The following is a 19,878-nucleotide window of genomic DNA, read 5'->3' as shown; positions in this document are numbered from 1 at the left end:
CACTCGTGCCGGTGCTGTCTATTCATTGATCCGACGGGCCAGGTTGTTGGCGCTTTCGATCAGCACCCGGCGGTAGTCGGCGTAATTGTTCTTGGCGTCGGCCCGTGGGGCGACGATGCACAGGGTGGCGATGGCCACGCCGCCGGGGTCTTTGACCGGCGCGGCGAAACAGTGGGTGAAGGTGTCGGCGACACTGTCGAAGGAGAAAAAACCATCGAGGCCGGCCTGGCGGATTTCCTTGAGGAATTGCTCCAGGGGCAGGCGCTCGCCGTCCGGCAAAATGAAGTCGTCGGGGTCGATCAGGTCGACGATCTGCTGGTCACTCAGATGCGCCAGCAACAGGCGCCCGGACGCCGTCCAGGGGATCGGCGCGTTTTCACCGATGTCCGATGAAATGCGAAAATGCCGCTCGCCTTCCTTCATCAGCGCGACGGTGTATTTGCGCCCATTGAGCAGGCACATCTGCGCCGTTTCCCGGGTCTGGCGCACGATCTCCTGCAAGGCTTGGTCAGCCTCGCGGCTCAAATCGAAATGCCGCAGGTGCGCCTGCCCGAGAAAATACAACTGGCGGCCCAGGTAGACATGGCCGTCCTTGCCCACCGGCTCGAGGATGCGCCGCTCCAGCAGCGACGCCACCAGTTCATAGACCGTGGACTTGGGGCTGCCGATGCCGCTGGCAATATCGTTCGGGCGCAGCGGCTGGCCGATTTCCTTGAGAAAATCGAGGATATCGAACGCCCGATCCAATCCCCGGGCCCGGCGTTTGATGGTGTCTTCGGTCATTTATTGCATTCCCGTTCATTGGTCGTAGGAGCTGTCGAATCTTACTCCGACCCTGTAGGAGCTGCCGAAGGCTGCGATCTTTTTCACTTAAGACTCAACTGTCTGGGGAAAGATCGCAGCCTCGCTTCGCTCGGCAGCTCCTACAGGGTTCAGGCCTTTTTCTTGTAGGCGATGCAATCGATCTCGACCTTGCAATCAACCATCATGCTCGCCTGCACGCAGGCCCGGGCCGGGGCGTGTTCCGGGCTGAAGTACTCGCCAAAGACCTTGTTGAAACTCCAGAAGTCCCGTGGGTCTTCCAGCCATACGCCGCAGCGCACCACGTCTTCCAGGCCGTATCCGGCCTCTTCGAGAATGGCGACCAGGTTCTTCATGGTCTGGTGGGTCTGCTCGACGATCCCGCCGACAATGATCTCGCCGTTCACCGCCGGCACCTGGCCGGACACGTGCAGCCAGCCATCGGCCTCCACGGCGCGGGCAAATGGCCGAGGCTGACCTCCACCTGCGGTGCTGCCGGTGCCGTAGCGCGTAATGCTCATGGGTTATCTCCTTATTGAATGAAAAGTTAAAAACGCGTGTTCTTGAGAAATTCCGCCAGGCGCGGTGATTGCGGTCGCTCGAACAACTCTTTGGGTGGCCCTTGCTCCTCGATGCGGCCCTGGTTCATGAACACGATCTTGTCGGAGACCTCGAAGGCAAAGCGCATTTCGTGGGTCACCAGCAGCATGGTCATGCCGTCTTCGGCCAGGCCCTTGATCACGTTCAGCACCTCGCCGACCAGTTCCGGGTCCAGGGCCGAAGTGACTTCGTCGAACAGCATCAGGCTGGGGTTCATGGCAATCGCCCGGGCAATCGCCACGCGCTGCTGCTGGCCGCCAGACAACTGGCCGGGAAAGTGATCGCGCCGCTCCAACAGGCCCACCCGCTCCAGCCATTTCTCGGCCAGGGCCACGGCTTCGTCCTTGGGCAGCTTTTTCACCTTCAGCAGGCCCAGGGTGACGTTCTGCAACGCCGTCAAATGCGGGAACAGGTTGAATTGCTGGAAGGCCATGCCGGTCATGGCTCGGTGCCGGGCAATGACTTTCTCGGCGTGGCGCACACGCTTGCCGTCGATCTCGTCGTAGCCGATGGACTCGCCGTCGAGCACGATCTGCCCGCCCTGGAATTCTTCCAGCATGTTGACGCAGCGCAGCAGCGTGGTCTTGCCCGAACCGCTGGAGCCGATCAGCGTGACCACGTTGCCGCGCTGCATGCTCAGGTCCACGCCCTTGAGTACTTCCAGCGGGCCGTATTGTTTGCGCAGGCCGCGAATGTCCAGCAGCGGCTGGGTGTTGGAGAGGTTCATGTTGGGGTTCGTGTTGGAGAGATTCGAAACGTCAGTCATGGCAACGCCACCCGCTTTTCAATGTGCCGCCCGAGTAATTCGATGGCGTAATTGATGATGAAAAAGAGAAACCCGGCGAACAGGTAAAACTCCAGGGTCATGAAGGTCCGGGCGATGATCTGCTGGGTGCTGAGCAGCAGTTCGGCGACGCCGATCACCGACAGCAAGGTCGAGGCCTTGACGATCTCGGTGGAGGAATTGACCCAGGTCGGCAGGATCTGCCGCAAGGCCTGGGGCAACAGCACGTAGCCCAGCGACTGGTAGAACGTCAGGCCGATGGCCTGGCTCGCTTCCATCTGCCCGCGAGGCAACGCCTGCAAGGCCCCACGCACGATCTCGGCCACGTGAGAGCCACAAAACAGCGTCAAGCCCAGCACGCCGGCCTGAAACGCACCGATCTGCCAGCCCAGCGCCGGGGCCATGTAGAAGCAGGCCAGCACCAGCACGAACACCGGCGTGCCGCGAATCAGGTCGACGTAGAAACGAAACGGCGCACGCATCCAGGTCCGACCGTAAGTCAGCACCAGCCCGACGACCAGGCCGATCAACGTGCCCAACAAAATCGCCAACACCGAGCACTGCACACTGGTCAGAAAGCCACTCCACAGGGTGTCCCGGGCAACCCATAACTCATGCAACCAACTGGGGGATTCGTACATGGGAAACTCCTAACGGCGGATCGCCAGGCGCTGCTCGAAATACCGCAGCACCATGGCAATGAGGTAACAGGCCGCGACATACAGGGCCGTGGTCACCATCCAGGTTTCGATCACCCGGTAGCTCTCCACGTTGATCTTGCGGGCGTAATAGGTCAGTTCCGGCACGGCAATCGCCGCCGCCAGGGAGGTGTCCTTGAACAGCGAAATGAAGTTGTTCGACAAGGCCGGCAACACGTTGCGCAGCATCACCGGCACCGTGACGTAGGCCTTCACCTGCCACTCGCCCAGGCCGATGGCCAATCCCGCTTCCCGCTGGCCCTTGTGAATGCTCATCAGCCCGCCGCGAAACACTTCGGTCAGGTAGGCCCCGGCGTACAGCGAGAGGGTGATGACGAACGACGGCAGCTTGTCCAGGCGGATGCCCAGGCTCGGCAAGGCGAAGTAGATCAACAGGATCAACACCAGGATCGGCGTATTGCGGATCACCGTGACATACACCGACGCCAGCACCCGCAGGAGCCGATGTTTGCTCAGCAGCGCGAACGCCATCGCCAGGCCGATCACGCAACCGATGGCGATCGACACCAACGCCAGGGAAAGTCCCAGGCCCAGCCCCGCCAGCAAGGTGTCGAAATCGCGCCAGACGGCGGCAAAGTTCAACTGATAATTCATGGTCGGCAGTACCTTAGCCGGAGCGCCAGCAAGTGGCGCCCCGGGCTCACAGGGTCATTTGAATTCAACGGGGAAACCGATCGCTGGCGACGGCAGCTCGACGCCAAACCACTGCTTGAAGGACGCCGCATAGGTGGGGAATTCCACGCCGGTCATGGCTTCATGCAAGGTGGTGTTGACGAAGTTCAGCCAGTCCTGGTCGCCACGCTTGACCGCACAGGCGTAGGTTTGCGGGCTCCAGGCATAGGCCGGGCTGCGGTAGCGGCCGGGGTTCTGCACCATCAGGTACTTGACCGAGGACTGGTCGGTGGCGGCGGCATCGGCGCGGCCGGAGTTCACTGCCTGGTACATCAGGTCGACGCTGTCGTATTGATCGACCTTGGCCTTGGGCAGCGCCTGGTGCACCAATTCCTCGGCGTAGACATTCTGCAGCACCGCCACGGTGACGCCGTCGCCGGCAGCCTTGAGGTCTTCGATTTCCTTGTACTTGCTGTTGGCCGGCAGCAGCAGGCCCACGCCTTCGCGGTAGTACGGCAGGGTGAACGCCACTTGCTGGGCGCGGCTGGCGGTGACGGTGATGAACTGGCAGCTCATGTCGACCTTGTCGGTCAGCAGGTTGGGTATGCGCGCATCGGAAGACTGCACCACGAACTCGACTTTTTCCGGGTCGTTGAACAGCCCCTTGGCGACCATCCGCGCAATGTCGATATCAAAGCCCTGCAACTTGCCATCCGCTCCCTGGAAGTGCCACGGCGCATTGGTACTGCCCGTGCCCACGATCAATTTCCCCCGCTGCAGCACGCTGTCCAGCTTGCTGTCGGCCGCCTGAGCGACCCCCATGGCAGCCGTCGTGGCCGCGAAGAGAAAAACACACGCTTTTAACAAGGAAGGTCGGCGTTGCATGGCAAGCACTCCAAGGTCAGTTTATTCCGCTATACCGGAACATGGTATGTAACAACGGAATAGACAGCAGAAAGTGTGCCACAGGCATGCAGCGCGCGGGTGAGGAAAATGGAAAGTTAAGGAAATCAGGGGGATGGGAAAAACAGGCGTCCGCACAGTGGCATCTGCGTGCGAACGCTATTGCTACCGTTGGCCACGACGCACGGGTAACAAGGCCCCAAACCGGGTACTCGGCGCACCCGGCGCACCGAAACGGAGCCACCCTGGAATTTGTAAATGGATACCCTGTGTGGGAGCTTGCTCGCGATGGCGGCATATCAGTCAATATTGATGGCGACTGACCTGACGCTATCGCGAGCAAGCTCGCTCCCACAATGGTTCGGCGGTGTGCCTGGCTATTTGCGCTTGTAGCTCTTGCTGCCGCCGGGCGTGAGGCAATAGACCCCGCCCCGGGGACCGACGCAGTAATTGCCACTGCCGCACTGGCAACCCTCGGATGATTTGAGCAACGACTGCGGCCTGGCCTCGTTCCGAAGCCCCAGCACAGCGGAACAGGACTTCTTCGAAGCACTGATGGAGCCGTCATTGCACAGGAAGGTATCGCCGTCACACCCGGCAATCCCGCCCTTGCGCCCGGAACACGGTTGATTGGCGGCAAGGGCCGAAGTACACAGCGCCAACAACAGGGTCGCGATACAGGCGCGAAGCAAGGCAGACGTTCCGTGACAGCGATTCATGGCAGCTTTCCCGGCCGACAGATGGCCCTATGCTAGCACTGGATACCCGCTGCACCTAACGCCCGCAAAACCTCACCCTGGACAACATCCGCAAATCCCCCTCGCGGTAATAGTCATCACTCCAGCTGTCATCCACCGCCAGTGGCTTGACCTGCTTGAGGGCGAGTTTTTTCGCGAAGTAGCGAAAGCGGTAATGCTCATAGAAACGCAGCAGTTCCAGCCCGTAGCGGTCGGCCAGGTCGGTGTCGCCCTGGATGATCAGGTAGTTCTCGTCGTTGCCATTGCTGGCCGCGGCGCTCAGGTTGTGGCTGCCGCTGAGGATGGTCGGTGTGTCGCTGGTGAAGTCGGTGACGATGGCTTTGGTGTGCACCAGCAGGTTGCCCTTCTGGCCTTTCATGTTTTCCTTGAGCCAGCCTTCCAGGCCGGTGTTGAGCAAGGCGGTGGCGGCGAATTCGGCAGTACGGTCGGCGTGAAAGCCGGTGATGCGGCTCTTGGTGTTTTGCAGGCCATAGCGCAACACGTCGTCATTGGGCTGGCCAAGCACGGCGTCGAGAATGCGCTCGGGCAAGACGAATGCGGTGACGAACAACAGGTCCTTTCGCGCGCCCTTGATGATGTCGACGAAGCGGTCCAGGTCGCCCTCGCCGGTGCGTGGCGAGAATCCGGTAAACAGCGCCTTCTTCGGTGCCATGGGGTTGTTCCGGGTCAGCCACTGGCGAATGGTATCGACGTTCTGCGGTGCGGCCCAGATCTGCTCGAACACTTGGCGGTAGCTGTCGCTCACCTGTGGGTCATCCAGCACATGAACGACGTTGGCTTGGCGGTAGACGCCGTTGGCGGTGAAGTTGGTGCTGCCGCACAGCACAGCCTCGGGTTGTAGCGCACCGCCGCCATCAACCTTGCTCAGCACGATGAACTTGTCGTGGAAAATGTTGTGGGTGACCCGCCCGCGTTTGTTGGCGGCCGGCAGTGCTTGGAGGTTGGCTTCGTTGCGTTGGGTGGTGTCGTCTCCTGGTTCGGCGTGGTACAGCACTCGAACCTGTGCCCCGCGAGCATGAGCGGCGTTGACCGCCTCGACGATCACCGGCAGTTCGTATTCATAGATGGCGACATCCAGGGCCCAACTGGCATCCAGCGCCCGGTCGATGAAGCCGGTCAAGCGTCCCAACAAGCCATTTTCCAGCCAACGACGCGGGGCGTCGGGCCAGGCTTCGATGGACAGTTTTTTGTTGGCGCTGATCAAGGCATCCACTTCAGGAAACTTGCGCTGGAACGCCTGGCTGGCGGCCACCGCCCGATTGAAGATGACCTGCTGGTTGGCCGGCTGCCCGTCGTCGCTGGTGACGGTGACCTCCAGGAAGTCGCCCAACTGCGGTGCATCGGGGCTGCCATAGGCCAGGTGCACACGGTAGCGAATCGTCACGCCGGGGTTGACTGCGTAGTCGGCCCAGCGAAATTTCTGCAAGGGTGCCTTGTCGCTGGGGGTGGCGTGGAACTGAGGAAAGGTGTGGGCCTTGTCGGGGAAGGTCAGACTGTTGAACAGGAACAGCCAGGGCCTGTCACTGTGCTGCTTCTCGATGGCAAAGCCCAGCAGACCCTTGCGCTGGGATTCAGCCAGGTCCATGGCGAGCAGCACGCCGTTGGTGCCGGCATAGGCCTTGACCCGAAAATCGTCCTGGGCGTTGGTGACGAGTACGCGCATGGTTCACTCCTGTGAGGGGGCTGCCTGAGCATAGTGCAGTGATGCGGGTTAGATGGTCAGATCAGGGACCGACGCGATGAGGCCTTCACAGTCAAAGAACATTTCAAGTGATTTGATCAATATGCCGATACTCCGCCCCCAACCGCCCCGCCAACTGCCGGGCCCGCCCCAGGCGGATCGGACCTCTTTCAATGTCGATCAGCAGGCACGGACAATCGAGAAACGGCGGTGAAAGCCCCTCCTTGACTCGTCCATCGGTCATCACCAAGACCCGCTGCTGCTCCGCCGGGTAACGCTTGCGCCGGGCCACCAGCCAGCGCCCGGCCTCCTCCAGCGCCGCCAGCAACGGTGTACCGCCACCGGCGCCCAGGCCGTCGAGCCAGTCGCGCAAGCCGGCCGAGGCCTTGAGCCCTTGCACCTGCCAATTCGGGACAGTGCCGCTGGCCCTCAACAGTGCCAGGCGGGCGCGTTGGCGGTAGGCGTCGTCGAACAGCTGCGCCAGCAAGCCCTTGCCGTCACTCAAGGCGCGATGACGACGGGTCGAGGCCGACGCATCGACGATGACCAGCCACAGCTCATGGGGCGAGCGATGGCGCCCATGAAAGCGCAGGTCCTCACGCAGACGTGGTCGGCCATTGAGCAATGTCCCCGGCCAGTTCACCGCACCGCTGGCCGCCGCTTTGCTGCGGCCCTGGCGGCCCTGGTCGAGTCGTCCGGCACGAGGTCTGGCATTCGCCCCCGCTGGCGAACGGGGGCGAATGCCTAAGGCTTTTTTGGCCAGCTCGGCACGTCACGCCGGGCACCGGTCGGCAATGCCCGGGCCGGCAGGTCGCCCCACTGGCCCTGGCCTTCGTTGGGCTGGGTCGCTCCATTGGCGGGCGTTTGCGGCGCCTGGGACGGTGCCGGTGTCGAATGCCCATGCCGCCGGTGCCGCAAGGCAAACTCGGCGACCGCATCGATGTCTTCATCGGCAATCGCAGCAGCCCCGCGCCAAGCCGCATGGGCCCGGGCCGCCCGCAGCCAGACCAGGTCGGCGCGCAAGCCATCGACCCCGGCGGCAAAGCAGCGCTCGGTGATCTGCGCCAGCGCCGCATCGTCCAGGGCGATCCCGGCCAAGCGGTCGCGTGCCTGTTGGCAACGTTCGCGCAACTGCTGCTGGGCCGTCTCCCACGCTGCGCAGAACACCAGCGGATCGCTGTCGAAATCCAGCCGCCGCCGGATGATCTGAGCGCGTTCAGCCGGTGCAGTGTGACCGTCGAGGGCGACGTTGAGGCCGAAACGGTCGAGCAACTGCGGGCGCAGCTCACCCTCTTCCGGGTTCATGGTGCCGATCAGCACAAAGCGCGCCGGATGCCGATGGGAAATGCCGTCGCGCTCGATCAGGTTGGTGCCGCTGGCAGCCACATCGAGCAGCAAGTCCACCAAATGATCGGGCAGCAGGTTCACTTCATCGACGTACAACACGCCACCGTCGGCCTTGGCCAGCACGCCGGGAGAAAACTGCGCGCGCCCTTGCCCCAGGGCCGCGTCCAGGTCCAGGGTGCCCACCAGCCGCTCTTCGGTAGCACCGAGGGGCAAGGTGACGAACTGACCGCTGGCCAGCAGGTCCGCCAAGCCCCGGGCCAGGGTGGACTTGGCCATGCCCCGCGGCCCTTCGATCAGCACACCGCCGATTTTCGGATCGATCGCGGCCAGGCACAGGGCCAGTTTCAGGTCATCGGCGCCGACCACGGCGCAGAGCGGGAAATGGGGGGTGTGGGTCATGTTGGATATCTCATGGATGTTCGGTGGTAGGAGCTGCCGAAGGCTGCGATCTTTTGATCTTGATCTTGATCTTGATCTTTCGCTTGAGATTTAAGGGGTATGGGTAAAGATCGCAGCCTCGTTGCACTCGACAGCTCCTACGGAAGGTAGGGGCAACCCAGCGGGAATAATCCCCTCGCCACAGGTCAACCCATCACAGACATTGTGTCCCGCCTGCTGAGTAGGCACGTCAGCCATCTTCTTCTATGTCCAACAACAAATTCTCCAGCGCCTCGCGGTACTCGCCCGGTTCCTGCCACATCCCCCGCTGCTGCGCTTCGAGCATGCGCTCGGTCATGTCCCGCAGGGCGTCGGGGTTGTGCTGGCGGACGAAATCCCGGGTGTCCGGGTCGAGCAGGTAGGCATCGGCCAGCAAGGCGTACTGGTGATCGTCGATCAATCGGGTGGTGGCGTCGAAGGCAAACAGGTTGTCCACCGTCGCCGCCAGTTCGAACGCACCTTTATAGCCGTGACGCTTGACCCCGTCGATCCACTTCGGATTCGCCGCGCGGGAACGGATGACGCGGTTGAGCTCTTCTTTCAGGGTGCGGATCTTGGGCAAGTCCGGCTGGCTGTGATCGCCATGGTAACTGGCCGCCGCATCACCACTGAGGGTCTCGACCGCCGCCAGCATGCCACCCTGGAACTGGTAGTAATCGTTGGAGTCGAGCAGGTCGTGCTCGCGGTTGTCCTGGTTCTGCAGCACCGCCTGCACCTGGCTCAAGCGCCGGGAGAACTGTTCCCGGGCGGCAGTGCCTTCATCGCTGGCGCCGTAGGCATAACCGCCCCAGTTCAGGTACACCTCGGCCAGATCTTCGCGGCTCTGCCACAAGCGACCGTCAATCGCGCCCTGCACGCCTGCGCCATAGGCCCCGGGCTTGGCGCCGAAGATTCGCCAGCCGGCTTGGCGCGCCGCGGCGTCTGGTTCCAGGCCCGACGCCAGCAAGGCTTCGCGCTCACTGCGCACCTTGGCTGCCAAGGGGTTCATGTCGTCCGGCTCATCGAGGGCGGCGACGGCCTGCACGGCGGCATCGAACAGGCGGATCAGGTTGGCAAAGGCATCACGGAAGAAGCCGGACACGCGCAGCGTGACATCGACCCGAGGCCGGTCCAGCAGGCTCAGCGGCAGGATCTCAAAGTCATCGACCCTTTGGCTGCCCGTGGCCCACACCGGACGCACGCCCATCAACGCCATGGCCTGGGCAATGTCATCGCCACCGGTGCGCATGGTGGCGGTGCCCCACACCGACAGGCCGAGCTGGCGCAGATGGTCGCCGTGATCCTGCAAATGCCGCTCAAGGATCAGGTTCGCCGATTGGAAACCGATGCGCCACGCCGTGGTGGTGGGCAGGTTGCGCACGTCCACCGAGAAGAAGTTGCGCCCGGTAGGCAATACGTCCAGGCGCCCGCGGCTCGGCGCACCGCTGGGGCCGGCCGGCACGAAGCGCCCGCTCAAGGCATCGAGCAGGCCGCGCATTTCCGCCGGGCCGCAGGCGTCCAGGCGTGGGGCCACGACGGATCGCAGGTTTTCAATGATGCTGCCCACCACCTCCCAACCTGGCGCGTCGAGCTGCTCCACCGCACCGTCCAGCGCCTGCTCGATCAACTGTACAGCGAACAGCTCCAGGCGCTCGCGCGTATCGCCGGTGGTGCGCCAGGGCTCGGCGCTGACCTGGCGCAAGGCCTCGGGACAGTCGCCAGTCCAGGGTTCGCCCAAGGCACAGTCCAGCGGGTCGAAACCCAGCCCGAACGCCTTGGCCAGCGCCCGCAACAGACTCGACTGCGCACCTTTGCCGTCGCCACGAGGAATGCGCAGTAACGCCAGCAACGTGTCGATGCGCAGCCGTCCGCTGGGCGACTCACCAAAAATATGCAGGCCGTCGCGGATCTGCGACTCCTTCAAGTCGCACAGGTAGGTGTCCAGGCGTGGCAGCCAGATCGCCGCATCGGCATCGCTATCGAGCGCGGCATCGAGTTGCAACTCGCGGTCGATGTGCGTCTCGCGCACCAGGTTGAGGATGTCCCGTTGCAGTTCCCGGGCACGGCGCGGATCCAGCAATTGCGCCTCGTAGTACTCGTCGGCCAACAGCTCGAGGTTACGCAGCGGCCCATAGGTTTCGGCCCGGGTCAGCGGCGGCATCAAGTGGTCGATGATCACCGCCTGGGTGCGACGCTTGGCCTGGGCCCCCTCGCCCGGGTCATTGACGATGAACGGATAGATGTTCGGCAGCGGCCCCAACAGCACGTCCGGCCAGCAGTTTTCCGACAGCCCGACGCCCTTGCCCGGCAACCATTCAAGGTTGCCGTGCTTGCCGACGTGGATCACCCCGTGGACGCCGTAGGTGTGGCGCAACCAGAAATAAAACGCCAGGTAACCGTGGGGTGGCACCAGGTCCGGGTCGTGGTACACCGCGCTCGGGTCGACCTGGTAACCCCGCGCCGGCTGGATGCCGACGAAGGTCAGGCCCAGGCGCAGGCCGGCGACCATCAAGCGTCCCTCGCGGAACATCGGGTCCTGCGCGGGCGAGCCCCAGCGCGCCAGCACCGCTTGGCGATTGGTTTCGGGCAGTGCGTCGAACAAGGCCTGGTACTCGGCAAGGGCCAGGCTCTGGTGACAGGGACGCAAGTCGAGGCTGTCCAGGTCATTACTGACCCCGCCGAGCAATTGCTGGATCAACGCGGTGCCGCTTGCTGGCAGTTCAGCCGGCAGTGGATAGCCCTCGGCCTGCAGGGCCCGCAGGATATTCAGCGCCGCCGCCGGGGTGTCCAGGCCGACGCCATTGCCGATGCGCCCGTCGCGGGTCGGGTAGTTGGCGAGGATCAGCGCCACACGCTTTTGGGCATTGGGAAAACGCGCCAGGGTGGTCCAGCGTCGGGCCAGCCCAGCGACAAAATCCATACGCTCGGGCGCGGCCCGGTAGCAGACCACGTCGCTCTGGCTGCGCTCGCTGCGCCAGGCCAGGTCCTTGAAACTGATGGGGCGGCTGATGATCCGTCCGTCCAGTTCCGGCAAGGCTATGTGCATCGCCAGGTCCCGTGGTCCCAAGCCCTGCTCGCTGGCACGCCAGCCGGGTTCGTTGTCCTGGGCGCAGATCGCCTGGATCACCGGGATGTTGCGACGAAACGGTCGCAGATGCGCAGCTTCGGGGCTGGATTGAGCAAAGCCGGTGGTATTGAGGATCACGCCCGCCGCCACTTCGTCCAACCAATCCTCTACAAGTGCAAGGCAAGCAGGCTCCTTGAGGCTGGCCACGGCAATCGGCAGCGGATTGAGCCCCGCCGCTTGCAGGCGCTGGCAGAACACGTCGATGAACGCGGTGTTCGCCGCTTGCAGGTGGGAGCGATAAAACAGCACCGCCGCCACTGGCTGCCCGGCGCTCCAGTCGGCTTGCCAATCGTCGAGGTTGGCGCTGGTTTTGCGCGGGTGATAGATGGCCGTGCGCGGCAAGGCCTGCGGCTCGGTCCACGGATAATCGCGGCCAAACCATTGGCTGCCCAGGTTGTGAAACAGGTCCAGGGCATTGCCCAGCCCGCCCTGGCGCAAGAACTGCCAGAGCCGGTCGCGGTCTTCGCAGGGGACGTTGCTCAGGTCGCTGAGCTCCGGGTCCGGACGATCATCCCCCGGCACCAGGATCAGCTTCACCCCGCGCCCGGCCAGTTCCATCAGGCGCTCGATACCGTAGCGCCAATAGCCGATGCCGCCATGCAGCGACAGCAGGATGACCTTGGCGTGGCGCAGCACGTCTTCGACATACAGATCCACCGAAGCGTGGTTTTGCACCTGCATCGGGTTGGCGAGGCGAAACTGCGGATAATCATCCGGCAACTGCTTCGCCGCTTCGGCCAGCAGCGCCAGGCTGGAGTCGCCGCTGCACAGGATCACCAGTTCGGCGGGGGTTTGCCCCAGGTCGGCAATGTTGTCATCCGACACAAAACCGCCGGGCTGGGTCCTGAGCAGGTGCATGGCTTAGGCGCCGAGGGCGGCGCGCAACTGCGCTTCGAGCAGCGCGGCGTCAAGCGCCTGGCCGATCAGCACCAGACGGGTGACCCGCGCTTCCTCGGCGCCCCACTGGCGGTCGAAATGCTTGTCGAAACGCGTGCCGACGCCCTGGATCAACAGGCGCATCGGCTTGTTTGGAATCGCCGCGAAACCCTTGACTCGCAGTACGCCGTGCTGGACCACCAGTTGCGTCAGCGCGTCGAGCAACAGGCTTTCGTCAGCCTGGGGCAGTTCGATGGAAATGGAATCGAAGGCGTCATGATCGTGGTCATCATCGTCGCCATCGTGGTGATGGTCGTGATGGCTGTGGCGGCCGTCGATGTGTTCTTCGGAACCGGCGCCCAGGCCGATCAGCACGTCCAGCGGCAGGCGACCGCTGCTGGCTTCGATGACCTTGACCGCCGGTGGCAGCTCTTCGGCGACTTCCTGGCGAACCTTGGCCAGGTCTTCAGGGCTGATCAGGTCAGCCTTGTTGAGGATCACCAGGTCGGCGCTCGCCAGTTGGTCGGCGAACAGTTCGTGCAGCGGCGATTCGTGGTCCAGGTTCGGGTCGAGTTTGCGCTGGGCATCGACCTGGTCGGGGAAGGCGGCAAAGGTGCCGGCGGCCACGGCCGGGCTGTCGACCACGGTGATCACCGCATCGACGGTGCAGGCACTGCGAATTTCCGGCCATTGGAAAGCCTGGACCAGCGGCTTGGGCAGGGCCAGGCCGGAGGTTTCGATCAGGATGTGGTCGAGGTCGCCACGCCGAGCCACCAGTTCGCGCATCACCGGGAAGAACTCTTCCTGCACCGTGCAGCACAGGCAGCCGTTGGCCAGTTCATAGACGCGGCCGTTGGCCTCTTCTTCGGTGCAGCCGATGGAACACTGCTTGAGGATCTCGCCGTCGATGCCCAGCTCGCCGAATTCGTTGACGATCACGGCAATACGCCGGCCCTGGGCGTTGTCGAGCATGTGCCGCAGCAAGGTGGTTTTACCCGAGCCGAGGAAACCGGTGACGATGGTGACGGGGAGTTTGGCCAGTGTTTTCATCGGATGCCCTTTGGCAAGGTGGCGGGCAAACGGGACGACGACCGCTGGCACAGGCGTGCGCGGAAGATTTCGCCACCGGATCACCCCGCCCGGTTGTAGTGAGAATCTGTCTCGAGGCAGGTCTCCTGGCTGACGGCGGGCCAATCTTTCGACTGGCAATTGCTGCGCCTTCCCGTGTGCCCGTTTAAAGAGGGCATGCACAGTGGCCTTGCAGAAACAGCACCGTTCACAGTTGCGGGGGCAGCCGCGGCTTGGACCGCGTTCCCTTCTTAGCTTCGGCGCATGCCGAAGAACCTCGAAGGCGCAAGGCTACGCAGGGTGTGGTGGCGGGTCAATCGCCGCAAGTAATCTGCATGACGCCGTTGTGGCGAGGGAGCTTGCTCCCGCTCGGTTGCGCAGCGACCGTAAAGAACCGGGGGCCGCTGCGCAGCCCAGCGGGAGCAAGCTCCCTCGCCACAACAGCATGCTCGCCGCGCCCCTTGTACATTGACGCCCCGCCCCCGCCCATGCTCTCCTGTGCATGGTTTGCGTAGCGGGTTCTGCTAGCTCAAATTCTGGCGTCCGAAGTTGGGCTAGCAGAACCCGCTACGCAAACCACTTGTCATGGGTGCCCTTCACAGGGTGAAACGGGAAACCGGTGAATCGTGTGCTTTACTCCAAAGCCACGTCAGTCCGGTGCTGCCCCCGCAACGGTAAGCGAGCGAAGCGTCTGAACCACTGTGTCCGCGGACATGGGAAGGTGACGCTTGCAGGCCAGGCGCAAGCCCGGCCCCTCGCAAGCCCGGAGACCGGCCCATGACTCATGCATCAACAAACCCGCGGTGGGCGGGCGCTGTTCGAACCTTGGTGGGCTTTCGCCCGGGGTCTCATCGCGCTCATATCCCCCACTGAACAAGAACAGAGGGAAGCGCCATGTCGACCATCAGCAGCACCGCCCGCACCGCCAGCAGCACCACCACCCTGAGCCAACGCCTGAGCGCCGCGATCCTGGCTTCGATCCTGGGCGCGGGGCTGGTCTATTTCGCCGGTTTCTCCCACATCGAAGCGGTGCACAATGCCGCCCACGATACCCGCCACAGCGCCGCTTTCCCGTGCCATTGAGAACTGACGCCATGATCAAGCGTATCGCGCAGACCGCTGGTTTCAGCGGCTTGCTGGCCGCCCTGCTGCTGACCCTGTTGCAAAGTTTCTGGGTATCGCCGCTGATTCTCCAGGCGGAAACCTTCGAGAAGGCCCCGGCGACCGAGGTCCATGAACACGCCGACGGAGCGGCTCATACCCATGATGCCGAGGCCTGGGAGCCGGAAGACGGCTGGCAGCGCGTGCTGTCCACCACCGGCGGCAACCTGGTGGTCGCCGTGGGTTTTGCCCTGATGCTGGCGGGCCTGTACACCTTGCGCGCACCGACTCGCACCTCCCAGGGCCTGCTCTGGGGCCTGGCCGGCTATGCCACGTTCGTCCTGGCGCCGACCCTCGGCCTGCCCGCGGAATTGCCGGGTACCGCAGCGGCCGACCTGGCCCAACGGCAGATGTGGTGGATCGGCACCGCAGCGTCCACGGCGGTGGGCATTGCCTTGATCGTCTTTGGCCGGCATTGGCTGCTCAAGGTGCTGGGCGTGGCGACGTTGCTGGTGCCCCATGTCATCGGTGCGCCGCAACCCGAAGTCCACTCGATGCTGGCGCCCCAAGCGCTGGAAAGCCAATTCAAGATCGCCTCGCAGGTCACCAACGTCGCGTTCTGGCTGGCCCTCGGCCTGATCAGCACCTGGCTGTTTCGCCGTGACGGCCAAGCCCACCACGACGCATGAGCACCAGGCCGATCCTGGTGGTCGGCCTCGGCTGCCAGCGCGGCTGCCCGGCCAGCACGCTACGAGCATTGCTCGACCAGGCGTTGCTGGCCCATGGCATTGCGCTTGATCAGGTGCGAGCCCTGGCCAGTATCGACCTCAAGCATGACGAACCGGGCCTGCTGAAACTGGCCGAACAACTGGCGCTGCCGCTGATTTGCTTCAGCGCCGAGCAGTTGGCCGAGTATCAGGAACGGCTCAGTCACCGCTCCGAGATCGCCTTCGAACGCACCGGTTGCTACGGCATCGCCGAAAGCGCCGCCCTGGCCTTGGCCGACCAGTTGGGCACAGCGCCCGCGACGCTGCTGATGACTCGCCAAAAAGGCCCCAAGAGCACGTTGGCATTGGCGGTCGTGGCGTAAATCCCGATAATCGGCGCCCAGGATCATGAGCGATCTTCATCTGGGCGATGCTCACCTACCTTTCACAGGAGCCGGTCATGACCGTTTACTTCATCGGCGCCGGACCCGGCGACCCGGATCTCATTACCGTCAAAGGCCAGCGACTGATCCGCCACTGCGCGGTCATCATCTACGCCGGCTCGCTTGTGCCGACCGCTGTCCTTGAAGGCCATTGCGCCGAACAGGTGATCAACAGCGCCGAGCTGCATCTGGAACAGATCATCGAATTGATCAAGAGCGCCCATCTCAAGGGCCAGGACGTGGCCCGGGTGCATTCCGGCGACCCGAGCCTGTACGGCGCCATTGGCGAGCAGATTCGTTGCCTGCAGGAATTGGGCATCCCTTTCGAAATCGTCCCGGGTGTGACCGCGACCTCAGCCTGCGCCGCCCTGCTGGGCGCCGAACTGACCTTGCCGGACATCTCCCAAAGCCTGATCCTCACCCGCTACGCTGACAAAAGCCCGATGCCCGCCGGGGAAGAATTGGGCAGCCTGGCGCAGCACGGGGCGACCATGGCGATTCACTTGGGGGTCAATCATCTGGAAAAAATCGTCGACGAACTGCGACCCCACTATGGCGCCGATTGCCCGATTGCGGTGATCCACCGGGCGACGTGGCCGGATCAGGATTGGGTGATGGGGACGCTGGACGATATCGCAGCAAAGGTACGCGCCAAGGGCTTTCGCCGCACGGCGCTGATTTTGGTGGGACGTGTGCTGGGAAATGATGTGTTCAGCGAGTCTTCGCTTTACCGCGCCGGGCATGCGCATCTCTACAGGCCCTGAAGCTCAGCAAGACCCAACCTGCCCCTGCTGTAGGAGCTGCCGAGCGAAGCGAGGCTGCGATCTTTGCTCTGACACTTGGGTCTCAAGCGAAAGATCAAAAGATCAAAAGATCGCAGCCTTCGGCAGTTCCTACAGGGCGGGTGACGTTTTGCCAAGTCCCCTCGCCACAATCAGTAGTAGGCGTTTTCTTTCTGCGTGTGGTCGGTCACGTCGCGTACGCCCTTGAGCTCCGGAATGCGCTCGAGCAAGGTGCGCTCGATGCCTTCCTTCAAGGTCACGTCAGCCTGGCCGCAGCCCTGGCAGCCGCCGCCGAACTGGAGCACGGCGATGCCGTCTTCCACCACGTCGATCAGCGAAACCTGGCCGCCGTGGCTGGCCAGCCCCGGGTTGATTTCGGTTTGCAGGTAGTAATTGATGCGCTCGTTGACCGGGCTGTCGGCATTGACCATCGGCACCTTGGCGTTGGGCGCCTTGATGGTCAATTGGCCGCCCATGCGGTCAGTGGCGTAGTCGACCACCGCATCGTCCAGGAAGGCTTCGCTGAACGAGTCGATGTACGCGGTGAAGCTCTTGAGCCCCAGCGCGGTGTCTTCGGATTTTTCTTCCCCCGGCTTGCAGTAGGCAATGCACGTCTCAGCGTACTGGGTGCCGGGCTGGGTGATGAAGATGCGGATCCCGATACCCGGCGTGTTCTGCTTGGACAGCAGGTCGGCCAGGTAATCGTGGGCGGCATCGGTAATGGTAATGGCGGTCATGGAAACTCCTCGCAGGCTTGCCGGCAGTTTACGCCAATCATCGCGCCGGACAAAGTCCTAGTATTTTTGTCGGGAAAGCGCCCGGCGGCACGGAGTTTGCCACCGGGGCTGTCGATCAGAGGTTCTGGTAGCGATTCATGTCCAGCACACCGCTTTCCACAGGCTCAGTCTCCTGGATGTACTGGCTCAGGTCATGGAAGTAGTACCAGAACTGCGGGTGACTGCGACGAATGCCCCAGCGCTCGACAATCCGCTCGAACGCCGGTGCATCCTGGGCGCCTTGCATGGCCTCGACGAACGCCGGCACTTGCCCGGCCGGAATGTTGAACATGAAGTTCGGATAGCTGCTGAGCACACCCGGGTAGACCGTCAGTGTGTCCAGCCCCGGCTGGTAGCGCGCTTCTTCGCCCAGCAGGAACGCCACGTTACTGTGGGCTCGGTTGCGCAGCAGGCTGTAGACCTCCCGATGACCGCTGGCGGTTTCGATGCGCAACAGGGTCGCTTCCGGCAGTTGGTCAATCACCTTGAGCCCCGCCGCCGGGCGTGACACCAGGCGACTGAGGGCCTGTTCGGCGTTTTGCAGCGCCGGGTCGATGTTCGGGCGCGAGCAGTAGGCACCGTCGCAGCGATTGATGGGGTCGGGGAACGCATTGAGCTCGCCATAACGGGCCAGCAACTGCATGGTGAAATCGCCCTTGGGGTCGCGCTCGTCAAGCTTGAGGGCGGTGGGCTTGTCATCGTCGATGGCTTCGTAATCGAGCCACATCTTGAATTTGCCGCCGGCCTGGTACCAGTCGTCAAGGTAGCCTTCCCGGGAGTCGGCCGGCATCAGGCGCAGGAAGTTCTGCTCCGCACCGTTGCGGATCAGGTCGAAATACAGCCGGGTCTGGGCCTGGTGGGACACGTTGCCGAATACATCGAAGTTTACCGCCAGTTGGTAATAAGTGCGTTCCAGCAACGGGAAGTCGAATAGCCACATCGTCTGCGGCACTTCGCCGATCAGGCCCTTGTTGACCGAGGCACTGTCGAAATGCCGGAAAATGCTCAGCAATGCATTGTCATTTCCGGCCCACAGCGTCGACCAGCTCGGCGCCGGCACATCGGCATAGGCGTCGCGGCGCAAGGCCTCATACTCGTTGCGCTTGTCCCGGTAATCGAGCCACAGGCTGACGACGCTGCCCACATCGTCGTTCTGGCCCGGCATCGCCAGCAGCGGCGTGGCCTGGCCGCGGTAGTTCGGGTCAGTGATGTACAAGTCATGTTCGGGGGCCTGGAACAGCGCCCAGAAGTTGTCACGGATCACGTCCGTGGCAATCTGGCCCCGGCACACCGGCCCGCGAATGAAGGTGCGCACGAAATACTCGGCGTTATCGAGCATGAACTGGTAGCGAGCCTGGGCCGGGATCGCTTCGAAGGTGGAAAATGGGTTGGCCCGGCGCTCCGGACCGTAGCCCGGCAACGCCGAAACCTGCCATTTGCCGCTGTAGAACAGGCTCCTGATGCGCGCCATCTTCGCCGCGCTCAAGCCGTAGGTGATGTGGGTCTTGTGCACGATCACCCCTTGCACCGGCCAGAGCCGGTAATAGATGCGGGTGCCGGGGTCATCGTTCGGACGGCGGGTATTGATCAGGTCGATCGGCTGGCCGGTAGGCGTGCGCGAACGGACCCACTGAAAAAAATGCCCGGGCTCGCCGTCCTTGAAATAGAGGTGCGCCAGGAACCAATGCTCGAACAACCAGCGGCCCACCAGGCTTTCCCGGGCGCCAGGGGCATTGAGCAGGTTTTCCCATTGCACCACCTGCAAGGCTTCGGCGGCGCTCGGGGCCAGGGCCTGCTGATCGATGGGGGCGCCTGCGGCCAGCCAGCGTTGCAGGGTCTGGTATTGCTGGTCGGTCAGCCCGGTAACGGCCAGGGGCATGCCTTCCTTGGGATGGACACCTGCGTACTCGTTGAACTGATCCGGCATCGCGCAGCTGTTTTCACGATTGAGGCCCAGCACGATCTCTTCCGGCAACTTGGCGTTGGGCTGCAGCGGCGTGCGGTGACCCAACTCGAGCATGCGCGCCATCAGGGCAGCCTGGCTGCCTTGGGCGTCAAGCACCGAATAGAAGCCCTTGCGCTGCCAGGCGCGCTGGCCGGAGGCGTCATAGAACAAGCGGGTCGGATCGGCCGCCTGGCGTCGCTCGCCGTCGTACACCGACAACTTGCTCGCTCCCCGTGCCGCGCCTTCGCCGCTGCCCAGGTTCAACTGGCAGGCGGAGTCGTAGCAGGCATGACAGGCCACGCATTTTTCCGTGAAGATCGGCTGGATATCGCGAGTGTAGGAGATCGCGGGAGCGGGACTCCCGGCGGCTGCGGTGAAACACAACAGCAGCAACAGACTGCCGAATAAGACGCGGTACGGCATGTCTCGGT

At 63.3% G+C, this 19,878-nt stretch carries 18 protein-coding genes and 2 riboswitches; of the genes, 4 read left to right on the top strand and 14 right to left on the bottom strand.

Annotation, left to right across the window (positions count from 1 at the left end; translation table 11 throughout):
* Positions 1-18 precede the first annotated feature (18 nt).
* From AC09SL_RS02840 to cobW, 12 genes are all read right to left on the bottom strand, one after another.
* Positions 19-783 (bottom strand): IclR family transcriptional regulator, encoded by a 765-nt coding sequence (locus AC09SL_RS02840; protein ID WP_058543922.1) that lies wholly within the window; start codon positions 781-783, stop codon positions 19-21.
* Positions 784-932: 149 nt separating this feature from the next.
* Positions 933-1,322 (bottom strand): RidA family protein, encoded by a 390-nt coding sequence (locus AC09SL_RS02835; RefSeq protein WP_058543921.1) that lies wholly within the window; start codon positions 1,320-1,322, stop codon positions 933-935.
* A gap of 26 nt (positions 1,323-1,348) precedes the next feature.
* Positions 1,349-2,167 carry an amino acid ABC transporter ATP-binding protein gene (locus AC09SL_RS02830; protein WP_064106783.1) on the bottom strand — a complete coding sequence of 273 codons (819 nt, stop codon included), beginning with the start codon at positions 2,165-2,167 and terminating at the stop codon, positions 1,349-1,351.
* Positions 2,164-2,826: an amino acid ABC transporter permease gene (locus AC09SL_RS02825; protein ID WP_058543920.1), complete on the bottom strand. Its 663-nt coding sequence runs from the start codon at positions 2,824-2,826 to the stop codon at positions 2,164-2,166. Before AC09SL_RS02825 ends, AC09SL_RS02830 begins: the two co-directional genes overlap by 4 nt.
* A 9-nt stretch (positions 2,827-2,835) precedes the next feature.
* The gene (locus AC09SL_RS02820; protein WP_058543919.1) at positions 2,836-3,498 is read right to left on the bottom strand and encodes an amino acid ABC transporter permease; all 663 of its coding nucleotides are present in this window, start codon (positions 3,496-3,498) and stop codon (positions 2,836-2,838) included.
* A 54-nt stretch (positions 3,499-3,552) separates the two neighbouring features.
* Complete coding sequence (locus AC09SL_RS02815) at positions 3,553-4,401, bottom strand: transporter substrate-binding domain-containing protein (RefSeq protein ID WP_058543918.1); 849 nt, start codon at positions 4,399-4,401, stop codon at positions 3,553-3,555.
* 395 nt (positions 4,402-4,796) lie between these two features.
* Entirely contained in the window at positions 4,797-5,138 is a 342-nt protein-coding gene (locus AC09SL_RS02810) for a YdcA family protein (protein ID WP_058543917.1), read from the bottom strand.
* 55 nt (positions 5,139-5,193) lie between these two features.
* Positions 5,194-6,840 carry a phospholipase D-like domain-containing protein gene (locus AC09SL_RS02805; RefSeq protein WP_058543916.1) on the bottom strand — a complete coding sequence of 549 codons (1,647 nt, stop codon included), beginning with the start codon at positions 6,838-6,840 and terminating at the stop codon, positions 5,194-5,196.
* A 103-nt stretch (positions 6,841-6,943) separates the two neighbouring features.
* A complete protein-coding gene (locus AC09SL_RS02800) occupies positions 6,944-7,501 on the bottom strand; it encodes a vWA domain-containing protein (protein ID WP_081264377.1) in 558 nt (185 codons plus the stop codon).
* Between the two features lie 101 nt (positions 7,502-7,602).
* Positions 7,603-8,604: a magnesium chelatase ATPase subunit I gene (locus AC09SL_RS02795; RefSeq protein ID WP_058543914.1), complete on the bottom strand. Its 1,002-nt coding sequence runs from the start codon at positions 8,602-8,604 to the stop codon at positions 7,603-7,605.
* 229 nt (positions 8,605-8,833) lie between these two features.
* Positions 8,834-12,607, bottom strand: a complete 3,774-nt coding sequence (gene cobN, locus AC09SL_RS02790) for a cobaltochelatase subunit CobN (protein ID WP_064106782.1) — start codon at positions 12,605-12,607, stop codon at positions 8,834-8,836.
* A 3-nt stretch (positions 12,608-12,610) separates the two neighbouring features.
* Positions 12,611-13,675 carry a cobalamin biosynthesis protein CobW gene (cobW, locus tag AC09SL_RS02785; protein WP_058543984.1) on the bottom strand — a complete coding sequence of 355 codons (1,065 nt, stop codon included), beginning with the start codon at positions 13,673-13,675 and terminating at the stop codon, positions 12,611-12,613.
* Positions 13,676-13,773: 98 nt separating this feature from the next.
* Positions 13,774-13,988: riboswitch (cobalamin riboswitch) on the bottom strand.
* A gap of 275 nt (positions 13,989-14,263) precedes the next feature.
* Positions 14,264-14,486, top strand: a riboswitch (cobalamin riboswitch).
* Positions 14,487-14,587: 101 nt separating this feature from the next.
* Here cobW and AC09SL_RS02780 point away from each other — a divergent pair.
* From AC09SL_RS02780 to cobM, 4 genes are all read left to right on the top strand, one after another.
* A complete protein-coding gene (locus tag AC09SL_RS02780) occupies positions 14,588-14,776 on the top strand; it encodes a CbtB domain-containing protein (protein WP_014338677.1) in 189 nt (62 codons plus the stop codon).
* An 11-nt stretch (positions 14,777-14,787) separates the two neighbouring features.
* The gene (locus AC09SL_RS02775) at positions 14,788-15,483 is read left to right on the top strand and encodes a CbtA family protein (protein WP_058543985.1); all 696 of its coding nucleotides are present in this window, start codon (positions 14,788-14,790) and stop codon (positions 15,481-15,483) included.
* Positions 15,480-15,884, top strand: coding sequence for a cobalamin biosynthesis protein (locus tag AC09SL_RS02770; RefSeq protein WP_058543986.1), 405 nt, complete (start codon positions 15,480-15,482; stop codon positions 15,882-15,884). Before AC09SL_RS02775 ends, AC09SL_RS02770 begins: the two co-directional genes overlap by 4 nt.
* A gap of 77 nt (positions 15,885-15,961) precedes the next feature.
* A complete protein-coding gene (gene cobM / locus AC09SL_RS02765) occupies positions 15,962-16,708 on the top strand; it encodes a precorrin-4 C(11)-methyltransferase (RefSeq protein ID WP_058543987.1) in 747 nt (248 codons plus the stop codon).
* Between the two features lie 170 nt (positions 16,709-16,878).
* Here the strand turns inward: cobM and nfuA are convergent, their stop codons facing one another.
* Positions 16,879-17,463 (bottom strand): Fe-S biogenesis protein NfuA, encoded by a 585-nt coding sequence (nfuA, locus tag AC09SL_RS02760; RefSeq protein ID WP_039589296.1) that lies wholly within the window; start codon positions 17,461-17,463, stop codon positions 16,879-16,881.
* A 115-nt stretch (positions 17,464-17,578) separates the two neighbouring features.
* Positions 17,579-19,870, bottom strand: a complete 2,292-nt coding sequence (locus AC09SL_RS02755; RefSeq protein ID WP_058543988.1) for a fatty acid cis/trans isomerase — start codon at positions 19,868-19,870, stop codon at positions 17,579-17,581.
* Positions 19,871-19,878 lie beyond the last annotated feature (8 nt).

The sequence above is a fragment of the Pseudomonas sp. PF05 genome (assembly GCF_056521845.1).
This window is presented reverse-complemented; position numbering and strand designations above follow the sequence as displayed.